The 16,094-nt window shown below is 64.2% G+C and carries 4 protein-coding genes and 1 tRNA gene; 2 read left to right on the top strand and 3 right to left on the bottom strand.

Translation table 11 applies throughout. From position 1 onward, the window contains the following. Positions 1 to 27: 27 nt before the first annotated feature. Positions 28 to 103: transfer RNA gene (locus tag GM415_RS08800), tRNA-Ala, on the bottom strand. An 804-nt stretch (positions 104 to 907) separates the two neighbouring features. Here GM415_RS08800 and GM415_RS08795 point away from each other — a divergent pair. Further along, positions 908 to 12,211 (top strand): cadherin-like domain-containing protein, encoded by an 11,304-nt coding sequence (locus GM415_RS08795; protein WP_158947444.1) that lies wholly within the window; start codon positions 908 to 910, stop codon positions 12,209 to 12,211. 126 nt (positions 12,212 to 12,337) lie between these two features. Next, a complete protein-coding gene (locus tag GM415_RS08790) occupies positions 12,338 to 13,663 on the top strand; it encodes a TolC family outer membrane protein (protein WP_158947443.1) in 1,326 nt (441 codons plus the stop codon). A 199-nt stretch (positions 13,664 to 13,862) separates the two neighbouring features. Here the strand turns inward: GM415_RS08790 and GM415_RS08785 are convergent, their stop codons facing one another. Both GM415_RS08785 and GM415_RS08780 read right to left on the bottom strand, forming a co-directional pair. Continuing rightward, positions 13,863 to 15,236, bottom strand: coding sequence for an MATE family efflux transporter (locus tag GM415_RS08785; RefSeq protein ID WP_158947442.1), 1,374 nt, complete (start codon positions 15,234 to 15,236; stop codon positions 13,863 to 13,865). 14 nt (positions 15,237 to 15,250) lie between these two features. Then, the gene (locus GM415_RS08780) at positions 15,251 to 16,051 is read right to left on the bottom strand and encodes a sulfite exporter TauE/SafE family protein (RefSeq protein WP_158947441.1); all 801 of its coding nucleotides are present in this window, start codon (positions 16,049 to 16,051) and stop codon (positions 15,251 to 15,253) included. Positions 16,052 to 16,094 lie beyond the last annotated feature (43 nt).

Here is a 16,094-nt window from a genome sequence, read left to right as displayed (position 1 = left end):
ATTCACTTGAAACCCTTAACTTTCTTGTGGTGGAGCTGGAGGGAATCGAACCCACGACCTCTTGAATGCCATTCAAGCGCTCTCCCAACTGAGCTACAGCCCCACGTAGTTGGGAAAGCCAATTTGCCCAGAGAGCGTGACATTGTCAACAGAAAACCATGCACTGACATCACGTTTTTTCAATATCACAAAAGTATCAATTGAAACAAACAATATATTGGACATCTAGATCAGTTTTCCATATCTTGCAGTCATACAAGGAGAAGAAGCGGGAAAAGTTGCAACGCCGGATATAAGTATCGCTTTGATTGCAGCACCGCCCGAAAGAATATTTCACCGACCTTACCTCTACCCCGGGACCGTGTCCCAAGCCTCCTAAACCAGAAGCCCCCGATCGTCGGGGGCTTCTGGTTTTATATACCCGCTCACCGTGTCTCTATAACTGTCTCGATACGACTACGTGAAAACACATCCCCTAGTAGACAATAATCCTGAATTCCCCGTCATCGCATCGAGGTAAAACGTGACTCCGATTAGGAACCACTTGATTCCAAGATCTGTGAGAAATTTTTTCTCACGTCCCGCGCATGGGTCTTTAATCAAATAATTACGGCATAATACCTCCAGAAACAACACCTCGTCTGGAGAAACACAACTCAACTTTTAAGTACGATTTTGCACAGATACCTGTTGACAACATATATTAATACGTAAAAATCGACTCTAATCACCACCCCTGTTTATCCCTTAATTCCAGCACATAGTCAAACAAACAAACCAATTTTACACAATATAACAGCTTGTAATCACAGCATTTAGTTGATTTGACTAAGTGCTATGGAGTGCGTATGTAGTAACTAAACTCATTTACAATGCTCTGCGCATTGGCCAGCTACTGGAGGTAGTCATGACCAATACATTATATATCCAACTCACGGATGGCGGCGTCATCAATACGCCCCCTCAAGGCCAAGAGACCGTAGCCTACACGCTGCCCGCCGACGGGGTAGTCTCCTTTGGCTTTGACCTCGCGGATGCCATTTTCAGCGGCAATGGTGAAGATCTGATCATCACGACAGAAAATTCAACCATAATCCTAGAAGGTTATCGATTAGCCGCCCAACAAGGCGTCATCCCGTCTTTCGCATTGCAGGGAGGAGAGGTCGTCGCAGGTGACGTCTATCTTTTCGCCTTCAACGAGCCTGACGTGACCGAAACCGCGGCTGGAGGACACGCTTCCAGCGGTGGCATCAACACCTACACCGATGACAGCGGGACCCTGTTCCATAGCTTGGAAAGCCTGTCAGGCGGAAGCGACCCCAGTTTTTCCCGCACAGCTACCGAAGACAGGCAGCTTGCGGCATCCGACACTCTCACGGCAGAGTCTGGGACTGGGAACTCCAATGCGCCCTCCATCAACGGGACTCTGGATATCACCATGGATGAGGACGGGACCTACATTATCCATGACACCGACATCCTCTCTCTGGTCAGCGACCCTGACCCCGGTGCCTTTGTTGGCGTCACGGATCTGAGTATCTCGGGTGGAGAACTCACTGAAGTGCGGGATGCCAATGGCAACCTGCAATACTGGACTTTTGTCCCCGACCAAAATTTCAACGGCACCCTGGACATCAACTTCACGGTCAGCGACACGGTTTTCTCTACCTCGGGCACCGGCACCCTGGAGGTGCTGCCGGTCAACGACGACCCGACGGTCTCCGACACCGCGGCGCTGTCCATGGACGAGGACTCCGGTTCCATCACCATCAGTGAGGCCGACATCCTGGCAGGCGCTGACGACATCGACGGCGACACCGTGTCCGTGGCAACCATCGCCCTGGCCAACGCCGGCGACGGCACCCTGACCGACAACGGCGACGGCACCTGGACCTTCACCCCGGCAGCCAACTTCAACGGCACCGTGGATTACTCCTTCACCGTCACCGACGGCGCGGGCGGCGAGGCCACCGGCTCCGGCTCGGTGGTAGTGGCGGCGGTCAACGACGACCCGACCGTCTCCGACACCGCGGCGCTGTCCATGGACGAGGATTCCGGTTCCATCACCATCAGCGAGGCCGACATCCTGGCCGGCGCGGCCGATATCGACGGCGACACCGTGTCCGTGGCGACCATCGCCCTGACCAACGCAGGCGACGGCACCCTGACCGACAACGGCGACGGCACCTGGACCTTCACCCCGGCCGCCAACTTCAACGGCACCGTGGACTACTCCTTCACCGTCACCGACGGCGCGGGCGGCGAGGCCACCGGCTCCGGCTCGGTGGTGGTGGCGGCGGTCAACGACGACCCGACGGTCTCCGACACCGCAGCGCTGTCCATGGACGAGGATTCCGGTTCCATCACCATCAGCGAGGCCGACATCCTGGCAGGCGCTGACGACATCGACGGCGACACCGTGTCCGTGGCAACCATCGCCCTGGCCAACGCAGGCGACGGCACCCTGACCGACAACGGCGACGGCACCTGGACTTTCACCCCGGCAGCCAACTTCAACGGCACCGTGGATTACTCCTTCACCGTCACCGACGGCGCGGGCGGCGAGGCCACCGGCTCCGGCTCGGTGGTAGTGGCGGCGGTCAACGACGACCCGACCGTCTCCGACACCGCGGCGCTGTCCATGGACGAGGATTCCGGTTCCATCACCATCAGCGAGGCCGACATCCTGGCCGGCGCGGCCGATATCGACGGCGACACCGTGTCCGTGGCGACCATCGCCCTGACCAACGCAGGCGACGGCACCCTGACCGACAACGGCGACGGCACCTGGACCTTCACCCCGGCCGCCAACTTCAACGGCACCGTGGACTACTCCTTCACCGTCACCGACGGCGCGGGCGGCGAGGCCACCGGCTCCGGCTCGGTGGTGGTGGCGGCGGTCAACGACGACCCGACGGTCTCCGACACCGCAGCGCTGTCCATGGACGAGGATTCCGGTTCCATCACCATCAGCGAGGCCGACATCCTGGCAGGCGCTGACGACATCGACGGCGACACCGTGTCCGTGGCAACCATCGCCCTGGCCAACGCAGGCGACGGCACCCTGACCGACAACGGCGACGGCACCTGGACTTTCACCCCGGCAGCCAACTTCAACGGCACCGTGGACTACTCCTTCACCGTCACCGACGGCGCGGGCGGCGAGGCCACCGGCTCCGGCTCGGTGGTAGTGGCGGCGGTCAACGACGACCCGACGGTCTCCGACACCGCAGCGCTGTCCATGGACGAGGACTCCGGTTCCATCACCATCAGCGAGGCCGACATCCTGGCAGGCGCTGACGACATCGACGGCGACACCGTGTCCGTGGCAACCATCGCCCTGGCCAACGCGGGCGACGGCACCCTGACCGACAACGGCGACGGCACCTGGACTTTCACCCCGGCAGCCAACTTCAACGGCACCGTGGACTACTCCTTCACCGTCACCGACGGCGCGGGCGGCGAGGCCACCGGCTCCGGCTCGGTGGTGGTGGCGGCGGTCAACGACGACCCGACGGTCTCCGACACCGCGGCGCTGTCCATGGACGAGGATTCCGGTTCCATCACCATCAGCGAGGCCGACATCCTGGCCGGCGCGGCCGACATCGACGGCGACACCGTGTCCGTGGCGGCCATCGCCCTGGCCAACGCAGGCGACGGCACCCTGACCGACAACGGCGACGGCACCTGGACCTTTACCCCGGCCGCCAACTTCAACGGCACCGTGGACTACTCCTTCACCGTCACCGACGGCGAGGGCGGCGAAGCCACCGGCTCCGGCTCGGTGGTGGTCGCAGCGGTCAACGACGACCCGACGGTCTCCGACACCGCAGCGCTGTCCATGGACGAGGATTCCGGTTCCATCACCATCAGTGAGGCCGACATCCTGGCAGGCGCTGACGACATCGACGGCGACACCGTGTCCGTGGCAACCATCGCCCTGGCCAACGCCGGCGACGGCACCCTGACCGACAACGGCGACGGCACCTGGACCTTCACCCCGGCAGCCAACTTCAACGGCACCGTGGATTACTCCTTCACCGTCACCGACGGCGCGGGCGGCGAGGCCACCGGCTCCGGCTCGGTGGTAGTGGCGGCGGTCAACGACGACCCGACCGTCTCCGACACCGCGGCGCTGTCCATGGACGAGGATTCCGGTTCCATCACCATCAGCGAGGCCGACATCCTGGCCGGCGCGGCCGATATCGACGGCGACACCGTGTCCGTGGCGACCATCGCCCTGACCAACGCAGGCGACGGCACCCTGACCGACAACGGCGACGGCACCTGGACCTTCACCCCGGCCGCCAACTTCAACGGCACCGTGGACTACTCCTTCACCGTCACCGACGGCGCGGGCGGCGAGGCCACCGGCTCCGGCTCGGTGGTGGTGGCGGCGGTCAACGACGACCCGACGGTCTCCGACACCGCAGCGCTGTCCATGGACGAGGATTCCGGTTCCATCACCATCAGCGAGGCCGACATCCTGGCAGGCGCTGACGACATCGACGGCGACACCGTGTCCGTGGCAACCATCGCCCTGGCCAACGCAGGCGACGGCACCCTGACCGACAACGGCGACGGCACCTGGACTTTCACCCCGGCAGCCAACTTCAACGGCACCGTGGATTACTCCTTCACCGTCACCGACGGCGCGGGCGGCGAGGCCACCGGCTCCGGCTCGGTGGTAGTGGCGGCGGTCAACGACGACCCGACCGTCTCCGACACCGCGGCGCTGTCCATGGACGAGGATTCCGGTTCCATCACCATCAGCGAGGCCGACATCCTGGCCGGCGCGGCCGATATCGACGGCGACACCGTGTCCGTGGCGACCATCGCCCTGACCAACGCAGGCGACGGCACCCTGACCGACAACGGCGACGGCACCTGGACCTTCACCCCGGCCGCCAACTTCAACGGCACCGTGGACTACTCCTTCACCGTCACCGACGGCGCGGGCGGCGAGGCCACCGGCTCCGGCTCGGTGGTGGTGGCGGCGGTCAACGACGACCCGACGGTCTCCGACACCGCAGCGCTGTCCATGGACGAGGATTCCGGTTCCATCACCATCAGCGAGGCCGACATCCTGGCAGGCGCTGACGACATCGACGGCGACACCGTGTCCGTGGCAACCATCGCCCTGGCCAACGCAGGCGACGGCACCCTGACCGACAACGGCGACGGCACCTGGACTTTCACCCCGGCAGCCAACTTCAACGGCACCGTGGACTACTCCTTCACCGTCACCGACGGCGCGGGCGGCGAGGCCACCGGCTCCGGCTCGGTGGTAGTGGCGGCGGTCAACGACGACCCGACGGTCTCCGACACCGCAGCGCTGTCCATGGACGAGGACTCCGGTTCCATCACCATCAGCGAGGCCGACATCCTGGCAGGCGCTGACGACATCGACGGCGACACCGTGTCCGTGGCAACCATCGCCCTGGCCAACGCGGGCGACGGCACCCTGACCGACAACGGCGACGGCACCTGGACTTTCACCCCGGCAGCCAACTTCAACGGCACCGTGGACTACTCCTTCACCGTCACCGACGGCGCGGGCGGCGAGGCCACCGGCTCCGGCTCGGTGGTGGTGGCGGCGGTCAACGACGACCCGACGGTCTCCGACACCGCGGCGCTGTCCATGGACGAGGATTCCGGTTCCATCACCATCAGCGAGGCCGACATCCTGGCCGGCGCGGCCGACATCGACGGCGACACCGTGTCCGTGGCGGCCATCGCCCTGGCCAACGCAGGCGACGGCACCCTGACCGACAACGGCGACGGCACCTGGACCTTTACCCCGGCCGCCAACTTCAACGGCACCGTGGACTACTCCTTCACCGTCACCGACGGCGAGGGCGGCGAAGCCACCGGCTCCGGCTCGGTGGTGGTCGCAGCGGTCAACGACGACCCGACGGTCTCCGACACCGCAGCGCTGTCCATGGACGAGGATTCCGGTTCCATCACCATCAGTGAGGCCGACATCCTGGCAGGCGCTGACGACATCGACGGCGACACCGTGTCCGTGGCAACCATCGCCCTGGCCAACGCCGGCGACGGCACCCTGACCGACAACGGCGACGGCACCTGGACCTTCACCCCGGCAGCCAACTTCAACGGCACCGTGGATTACTCCTTCACCGTCACCGACGGCGCGGGCGGCGAGGCCACCGGCTCCGGCTCGGTGGTAGTGGCGGCGGTCAACGACGACCCGACCGTCTCCGACACCGCGGCGCTGTCCATGGACGAGGATTCCGGTTCCATCACCATCAGCGAGGCCGACATCCTGGCCGGCGCGGCCGATATCGACGGCGACACCGTGTCCGTGGCGACCATCGCCCTGACCAACGCAGGCGACGGCACCCTGACCGACAACGGCGACGGCACCTGGACCTTCACCCCGGCCGCCAACTTCAACGGCACCGTGGACTACTCCTTCACCGTCACCGACGGCGCGGGCGGCGAGGCCACCGGCTCCGGCTCGGTGGTGGTGGCGGCGGTCAACGACGACCCGACGGTCTCCGACACCGCAGCGCTGTCCATGGACGAGGATTCCGGTTCCATCACCATCAGCGAGGCCGACATCCTGGCCGGCGCGGCCGACATCGACGGCGACACCGTGTCCGTGGCGGCCATCGCCCTGGCCAACGCAGGCGACGGCACCCTGACCGACAACGGCGACGGCACCTGGACCTTTACCCCGGCCGCCAACTTCAACGGCACCGTGGACTACTCCTTCACCGTCACCGACGGCGAGGGCGGCGAAGCCACCGGCTCCGGCTCGGTGGTGGTCGCAGCGGTCAACGACGACCCGACGGTCTCCGACACCGCGGCGCTGTCCATGGACGAGGACTCCGGTTCCATCACCATCAGCGAGGCCGACATCCTGGCAGGCGCTGACGATATCGACGGCGACACCGTGTCCGTGGCGACCATCGCCCTGGCCAATGCGGGCGACGGCACCCTGACCGACAACGGCGACGGCACCTGGACCTTTACCCCGGCCGCCAACTTCAATGGCACCGTGGATTACTCCTTCACCGTCACCGACGGCGCGGGCGGCGAGGCCACCGGCTCCGGCTCGGTGGTAGTGGCGGCAGTCAACGACGACCCGACGGTCTCCGACACCGCGGCGCTGTCCATGGACGAGGACTCCGGTTCCATCACCATCAGTGAGGCCGACATCCTGGCAGGCGCTGACGACATCGACGGCGACACCGTGTCCGTGGCAACCATCGCCCTGGCCAACGCCGGCGACGGCACCCTGACCGACAACGGCGACGGCACCTGGACCTTCACCCCGGCAGCCAACTTCAACGGCACCGTGGATTACTCCTTCACCGTCACCGACGGCGCGGGCGGCGAGGCCACCGGCTCCGGCTCGGTGGTAGTGGCGGCGGTCAACGACGACCCGACCGTCTCCGACACCGCGGCGCTGTCCATGGACGAGGATTCCGGTTCCATCACCATCAGCGAGGCCGACATCCTGGCCGGCGCGGCCGATATCGACGGCGACACCGTGTCCGTGGCGACCATCGCCCTGACCAACGCAGGCGACGGCACCCTGACCGACAACGGCGACGGCACCTGGACCTTCACCCCGGCCGCCAACTTCAACGGCACCGTGGACTACTCCTTCACCGTCACCGACGGCGCGGGCGGCGAGGCCACCGGCTCCGGCTCGGTGGTGGTGGCGGCGGTCAACGACGACCCGACGGTCTCCGACACCGCAGCGCTGTCCATGGACGAGGATTCCGGTTCCATCACCATCAGCGAGGCCGACATCCTGGCAGGCGCTGACGACATCGACGGCGACACCGTGTCCGTGGCAACCATCGCCCTGGCCAACGCAGGCGACGGCACCCTGACCGACAACGGCGACGGCACCTGGACTTTCACCCCGGCAGCCAACTTCAACGGCACCGTGGACTACTCCTTCACCGTCACCGACGGCGCGGGCGGCGAGGCCACCGGCTCCGGCTCGGTGGTAGTGGCGGCGGTCAACGACGACCCGACGGTCTCCGACACCGCGGCGCTGTCCATGGACGAGGACTCCGGTTCCATCACCATCAGCGAGGCCGACATCCTGGCAGGCGCTGACGACATCGACGGCGACACCGTGTCCGTGGCAACCATCGCCCTGGCCAATGCCGGCGACGGCACCCTGACCGACAACGGCGACGGCACCTGGACCTTTACCCCGGCCGCCAACTTCAACGGCACCGTGGACTACTCCTTCACCGTGACCGACGGCGCGGGCGGCGAGGCCACCGGCTCCGGCTCGGTGGTAGTGGCGGCTGTCAACGACGACCCGACGGTCTCCGACACCGCGGCGCTGTCCATGGACGAGGACTCCGGTTCCATCACCATCAGTGAGGCCGACATCCTGGCAGGCGCTGACGACATCGACGGCGACACCGTGTCCGTGGCAACCATCGCCCTGGCCAACGCCGGCGACGGCACCCTGACCGACAACGGCGACGGCACCTGGACCTTCACCCCGGCAGCCAACTTCAACGGCACCGTGGATTACTCCTTCACCGTCACCGACGGCGCGGGCGGCGAGGCCACCGGCTCCGGCTCGGTGGTAGTGGCGGCGGTCAACGACGACCCGACCGTCTCCGACACCGCGGCGCTGTCCATGGACGAGGATTCCGGTTCCATCACCATCAGCGAGGCCGACATCCTGGCCGGCGCGGCCGATATCGACGGCGACACCGTGTCCGTGGCGACCATCGCCCTGACCAACGCAGGCGACGGCACCCTGACCGACAACGGCGACGGCACCTGGACCTTCACCCCGGCCGCCAACTTCAACGGCACCGTGGACTACTCCTTCACCGTCACCGACGGCGCGGGCGGCGAGGCCACCGGCTCCGGCTCGGTGGTGGTGGCGGCGGTCAACGACGACCCGACGGTCTCCGACACCGCAGCGCTGTCCATGGACGAGGATTCCGGTTCCATCACCATCAGCGAGGCCGACATCCTGGCAGGCGCTGACGACATCGACGGCGACACCGTGTCCGTGGCAACCATCGCCCTGGCCAACGCAGGCGACGGCACCCTGACCGACAACGGCGACGGCACCTGGACTTTCACCCCGGCAGCCAACTTCAACGGCACCGTGGACTACTCCTTCACCGTCACCGACGGCGCGGGCGGCGAGGCCACCGGCTCCGGCTCGGTGGTAGTGGCGGCGGTCAACGACGACCCGACGGTCTCCGACACCGCGGCGCTGTCCATGGACGAGGACTCCGGTTCCATCACCATCAGCGAGGCCGACATCCTGGCAGGCGCTGACGACATCGACGGCGACACCGTGTCCGTGGCAACCATCGCCCTGGCCAATGCCGGCGACGGCACCCTGACCGACAACGGCGACGGCACCTGGACCTTTACCCCGGCCGCCAACTTCAACGGCACCGTGGACTACTCCTTCACCGTGACCGACGGCGCGGGCGGCGAGGCCACCGGCTCCGGCTCGGTGGTAGTGGCGGCTGTCAACGACGACCCGACGGTCTCCGACACCGCGGCGCTGTCCATGGACGAGGACTCCGGTTCCATCACCATCAGCGAGGCCGACATCCTGGCAGGCGCTGACGATATCGACGGCGACACCGTGTCCGTGGCGACCATCGCCCTGGCCAATGCCGGCGACGGCACCCTGACCGACAACGGCGACGGCACCTGGACCTTTACCCCGGCCGCCAACTTCAACGGCACCGTGGACTACTCCTTCACCGTGACTGACGGCGCGGGCGGCGAGGCCACCGGCTCCGGCTCGGTCGTGGTCGCAGCGGTCAACGACGACCCGACGGTCTCCGACACCGCGGCGCTGTCCATGGACGAGGACTCCGGTTCCATCACCATCAGCGAGGCCGACATCCTGGCCGGTGCGGCCGACATCGACGGCGACACCGTGTCCGTGGCGACCATCGCCCTGGCCAATGCGGGCGACGGCACCCTGACCGACAACGGCGACGGCACCTGGACCTTTACTCCCGCTCAGAACTTCAACGGCACCGTGGACTACTCCTTCACCGTGACTGACGGCGCGGGCGGCGAGGCCACCGGCTCCGGCTCGGTCGTGGTCGCAGCGGTCAACGACGACCCCGTTGCGGTAGACGACGAGTTCGGCACGATTACCGTGCAGCCCGGCCACACCATCAGCGTCGACACCCCCATAGGAAGCGAGCCGCATGACGTGGTACAGCAGTGGGCTGAATCCGGCGTCAATGTCCGGATCTTCACGGGTAATGCGTTGGAGCAGGATTCCTGGACAACCAACCCGGCCATGCAGATCAGCGGCAAGAATGTAAACGCGGACTATACCCAGGGCGCGGAATATGCCGGGCTCGGCATATCCTCCCCGGGGGACATCGACGGCGGCGAGATCGACATCTTGCGCGGGTTCGAATGGTATGAAAACAATTACAACGAAGTGATGACTGTCTCCTTCGACGAAGGCAAGGAAACAGTCTCCCTTGAGCTGGCCGCCCTGTTCGACGGAATCCGCTATGACGACGGGAACGTCGAGACGGCCCGCATAGCGGTCTATGGCGAACCTACCGGCGACAGCGATCAGCCCACCCTTCTCGGTTATCTGGATGTACGGGCGGATGACAACGGACAAGTTATCATCCACGGCGCGGACGAGAGCCACGGCGACCAGATCCTGGGCACTGCCAGCGTCACCCAAGGCGAATACGACGGATTAGTGGATATCGTGCTCGAGTCCTCCGACTTTGGCGGACACGACATCACCATGGTGGCCCTGACCCCCCTGGACAACTTCAGCCTTTTGTCCCAGGCAAACAATTCGGACTTCCTGCTGAAGTCCGTAACCGCCACCACCGGCCCCTCGGTGGAGGGCACTTACACTGAAGGCGAGACCATCCACCTCACCACTGCGGACCTGCTCGCTTCCGACTCCGATGCGGACGGGGATATTCTCTCCGTGGCCAGCGTGGGCAGCGCCGCCAACGGCACCGTCTCCATGGATGAGGACGGCAACATCACCTTCACACCTGACGACGGCTTCTTCGGCAGGGCCACCTTCGAGTATACGGTCGAGGATGGCAATGGCGGAACGGACACTGCAACCGTAACCCTGAACATCGCTCCGGCAAATGCGGTGGAGGTCACGGGCCAGAATGTTGTCTTCGAGGATCAGCATGCGGGCTATCACAACATGCTCGGCATCTACTCCGTGGTCAACGGCAAGCCCTCCGACCCTGAAATCATTCTCAATGACAGCCGGGACGCAAGTATGATCGGTGAAGTGCTCAAGACCTTTGCCGGTGACGAGGATGTCCGTTTCTTCCTCATCCCCGACGGAGCAAGCCATGACCTGGACGGCGAAGGCCGCCTCGACTTTGTCCAGTCCCATGGGCACTGGGAGCTGTCCGTGTCAAGCACTGACGGGCATACGGAATACGTGGATGTGCAGTTCGACGACCCGGCATTCAACAGCCGCTTTGAGGAGGCCACATTCGACCTGCCCACCGGAATGCGTGCGGGCCTTTCCGTGGATCCGGGCGAGACGGAGATTGTGCACACGGACGATCAGACCAGCTGGTTCGACGATGACGACTTTGACGATCTGACGATTTCGCTCTCCGGCTCCGAAAGCGGCGTATTCAACGGCACGGACGGGGATGACGCGGCCATGGGCGCCGACGGCAACGACACCCTCTATGGGGAAGGCGGCGACGACTTCCTCTCGGGTGACGCGGGCAATGACCTGCTCGTCGGCGGGGACGGCGACGACATCCTCCTGGGTGGGGATGGCAACGACACTATCCATGGCGGCGCAGGCAGCGACCTCATTAACGGCGGTGCAGGCGATGACTTCATCGCGCCCGAAAGCGGCGGCGACTCCATCACCACCGGTGAGGGCGCCGACACGCTGTTCATCGACCATTCCGTCCTGGACAACGGCGGAGGCGACATCGTGGTCAACGACTTCCAGCTGGGCAACGACGCCCTGGAGCTGGGTGAAGGGATGACCGTCAAGGACATCACCTCGGGCAGCGACAACTCCATCAACTACACCGAGGTCCTCGTCGGCGACGAGCACGGAAACGACGTGGTGGTCAGGTTGCTTGGCGTAAGCCAGACCGACATCTCGTCCCACCAGTCCGACGTGGCTGCGGAACACCAGGGAGACGATCTGATCCAATACATCATCGACTCCGGCAACAACTGCTGATGACACGGCGACCCGACCCTTTCCGGCCGGGTCGCCTCCTTCTTCAGGGGCCTTGCTTTCTCTGGATTTTCCGGCTAAAAGCAGTCAGATACATTATAGTAGATTAATCAACCCCCAAGGACTCAGATGAAACGCCTGCTTCTGTCTGCCCTGATATGTCTGTTCTGCGCCCTGCCCGCCATGGCCGGAACCGACGGCGCCACCAGCCTTAAGGAAAGCGTGACGGCCGCCGTAAAGCAACACCCGCAAATCAAATCCCTGCTGCACAACAGGGACGCTGTCTCGAACAACCTTTCGGCAGCACTGGGCCGTTTCTTCCCGTCCCTCGATTTCAGCGCGGATTATGGCCTCCAGAAATACTCCTCCAACACCACCAGAGGACGAGGCACGGACGGACGCAGCCGCACTGCCGCAGACTCGACAGTGACCCTGACTCAGAACGTGTTTGACGGATTGGACCGCTATAACTCCTACCAGGGTTCGCAGGCCAGGCTCGAATCAGCGGAATACCGCCTCTACGACAACGTGGAGACCGTGGCTCTTGATGCCGTGCGCGCTCACATAGACATCGTTCGCGAGCGCAAGCTCACCACCCTGGCCGGAGAGAACATCCGCGCCCACCAGGAAATTCTCGACTCCATTGCCGAGCGCGTTACCGCAGGCGCCGGGAGCAAGGCCGACGAGATGCAGGCCAGGGGCCGCGTGGCCCGGGCCGAGACCACGCTCATCTCCTACACGGGCAATCTTCGCGCCGCCGAAGCCCAGTATTTCAGGGTGACGGGCATACACCCCGGCCCCCTTTCACCGGCAGGCTACCACCCGGATTATTTCCCCGGCACCATGGATGGCGTCATGGACAAGACCATGGTCGGCAACCCCAAGGTCAAGGTGTACAAGGCCGAGGTCGAGGCCTCCATGCGCGACAAGGACGTCAGCAGCGCCAGCTTCATGCCCAACGTTGACCTCGAACTCTCCAGCCGCAACACGGACCGCCTTGACGGCTCCGAGGACTGGCTTCAGGACAACCGGGCCATGGTCGCCGTCAACTGGAATCTCTTCAATGGCACCTCGGACTACTACTCCACCAAGGCCGCCGGATCCCGTGTCCAGGAAGCCGAAGCGGACCTCAGAAACACCCAGGACGATCTGGCCCGTCAGGTGGCCACCGCCTGGGCCGAATACGAGGCCGCAGTACAGTCCGTGGCCAAGCACCAGGAGGCCCTGGACTACTCCCAGCAGTCCAGAGACATGTACATCATGCAGTTCAATGTGGGCCAACGCTCCCTGCTCGACGTGCTCGACTCCATCAACGAAGTGTTCAGCAACTCCGTGCTCCTGGAGACGGCCAAGTCCAACCGCAATTACTCCGTCTACCGCTTCCTCGCCCTGGAAGGCGAACTGGTCAGGCATCTGGACGTGAAGTCCGCCAACTTCGACCCCCAGACCAAGTAACACGGCCCCCGTATAAAAAATGAAACAGCCCCGGACGCCTTGGTGTCCGGGGCTGTTTTTGTTGTGGAAGACCCAACGTCGACACCTGCGGCAGGACAACATTACGTGACGTAACCCGAGATCGAATCAGACAGGACACAATGAAGCGTCCGATGAATTGAGAGTAATGAACCGGAGGGGTCCCCGGCCGGTTGGCGGCTCAGGATTCGATAATCCGGATGGAGCGCCATACTCCCCTGCGGAAACGAACCACGCAGGCGATGGCGAGAACCAACACGTAGGTCAGCAAACAGATCCAGGGGCCGTGAATGCTGGCGGCACCGAACCAGTTGAGCAGGAAATTCGGGATTACCAGGCACCCGATGGAGGATACGCCGATGATCAGCATGGTGAACCGAGTGTCCCCCGCGCCCTTGAGCGCACCGATGTAGACTATGGCCACGGCGTCGATGACGGTGAAGGCGGCCACGTAACGCAAGAGAACCGTTCCCAGGGCGGAAACGGCACCGAAGTCGGCACCGGCTTCGCCTCTGGTGCGGAAGAGTTCCAGCAGCGGTCCCGGGAAAACCACGAACATCAGCCCCATAAAGGCCATGTAGCCAAGGGCCAAATGCAGGACCGAGGTGGTGGCGTAGGCCGCGCCCTCGGGCTCCTCCTTGCCCATGGCCTGACCGACCATGATCGAGGCGGCGATGTGCATGCCGATGGTCGGCAGAAAGGCCAGTGTGTCGATGGAGATGGCAATATTGGTAGCGGCCAGCTCGATCTCACCTATGCGTCCGACCATGAAAACGAAAAAGGAAATGCCGAACATGTCCAGGAAGAACTGCACACCGCCCGGCAGGCCGAAGCGCAGGAACCGGCTGAGAAGCTCCGGTTCCAGGCGACGCGCGGAGCGAACCCGGTAGCACTTCTCGTTCTCCGGGGTGAAGACCATGAAGGCGAAGCAGACGGCAGGCAGGGTGTAGCCGCAGACAGTTGCCAGCCCGGCGCCCACGATGCCCAGCTCGGGGATGGGGCCGGAACCGTTGATCAGGCAGTAGTCCAGGGGGATATTGATCCCGGCGGCGGCCAGATTCACAAGCATGACAGGTTTGGTCATGCCCCGTCCGGAAAAGAAGCAGGAGAGCGTGATGCCCACAAGGAACGGACCGCCGCCCAGAGTCAGGATGCGGAAGTAGACCACCTCCAGTTCGCGGATGGCCGGGGGGTGTCCGCCCAGGTCGAAGAGCGGCCCGGCAATGAACCAGAGGGAGGCGAGGATCAGCCCGGAGGGGATGCAGAACCAGAGCCCCTGCCACAGGGCCGCGCCCACCCGCTCGTGCTTCAAGGCCCCGGTGTACTGGGACACGAAGACCCCGATGTATTCGGCCACGCCGAAGAAGAACGAAAGGAACAGGAACGCGGCAATGGCCGCAGGGAGAGATGCCCCCAACGCCTCCAGGGAATAGTTGCCCAGGAAGATGCGGTCGGTGAAGGTCATGACCGTGGAGGACAGCATGCTGATGACCAGCGGCATGCCTATCTTGAGAGACTCCCGGTAGCCGTTTTTTGCACCCCAGCGTTCAAGCATGGAGGAGGCTTACTCTAAAGGAAAGCGCTCCACAACATCTTAGTGCCTACCGCATACAACAATATGGCGAAGATCCGCTTGAGCTTCAGCACGGGCAGGGAGTGGGCCAGCTTGGCACCGAAGGGGGCGGTGAGCATGCTTGTGGCGATGATCCCGAGAAAAGCCGGGATATACACGTAGCCCACGTGGGGACCGGGGATGCCGTCCACGCCCAGGCCGTTGACCACGTACCCGGCGGTACCGGCCAGAGCGATGGGCAATCCCACCGCGGCGGCCGTGGCGATGGCCGTGTGCATTGTCTGGCTGCACCAGGAAAGGAAGGGGACGGTCAGGGTGCCGCCGCCGATGCCCACCAGCGCGGAAAAGACGCCGATGACGTTGCCCGCTCCGAAGATGCCCACGGGGCCGGGCAAATCGCGCTCCGCCTCGGTCTTCTTGCCCAAGAGCATCTGGGTGGCAACATAATAGAGGAAGAAGCCGAACAGCGCCTTGAGGATCATGGTCGACAGGATCGAGGCGATCCAGGTGCCGAGGTAGGTGCCGGTGATGATGCCCGGAGCCAGCCGCCAGAACGCGCCCCAGTTGATGGCGCCACGCTTGTGGTGGGCACGCATGCTGGAGAGCGAGGTGAAGATAATGGTGGCCATGGAGGTTCCCAGGGCCACGTGCTGGATGTGCACGTCCGGAAAGTGCTGAAACTCGAAGGCGATATTGAGCATGGGCACGATGACGAGCCCGCCGCCGATGCCGAGCAGTCCGGCAAGAACCCCGGCCACGGCGCCGAGAGTGATGTAGAGCAGATAGGTGGTGATCATGATCCGTCCCACCCGCTCCCCTGACGGGGAGCGGGCCGAGGTT

The sequence above is a fragment of the Pseudodesulfovibrio cashew genome (assembly GCF_009762795.1).
Lineage (GTDB): Bacteria > Desulfobacterota > Desulfovibrionia > Desulfovibrionales > Desulfovibrionaceae > Pseudodesulfovibrio > Pseudodesulfovibrio cashew.
This window is presented reverse-complemented; position numbering and strand designations above follow the sequence as displayed.

Coding starts and splice junctions, on each gene's coding strand:
- GM415_RS08780 (WP_158947441.1), bottom strand. CDS start 16,051: ATGATCACCACCTATCTGCTCTACATCACTCTCGGCGCCGTGGCCGGG.
- GM415_RS08795 (WP_158947444.1), top strand. CDS start 908: ATGACCAATACATTATATATCCAACTCACGGATGGCGGCGTCATCAAT.
- GM415_RS08790 (WP_158947443.1), top strand. CDS start 12,338: ATGAAACGCCTGCTTCTGTCTGCCCTGATATGTCTGTTCTGCGCCCTG.
- GM415_RS08785 (WP_158947442.1), bottom strand. CDS start 15,236: ATGCTTGAACGCTGGGGTGCAAAAAACGGCTACCGGGAGTCTCTCAAG.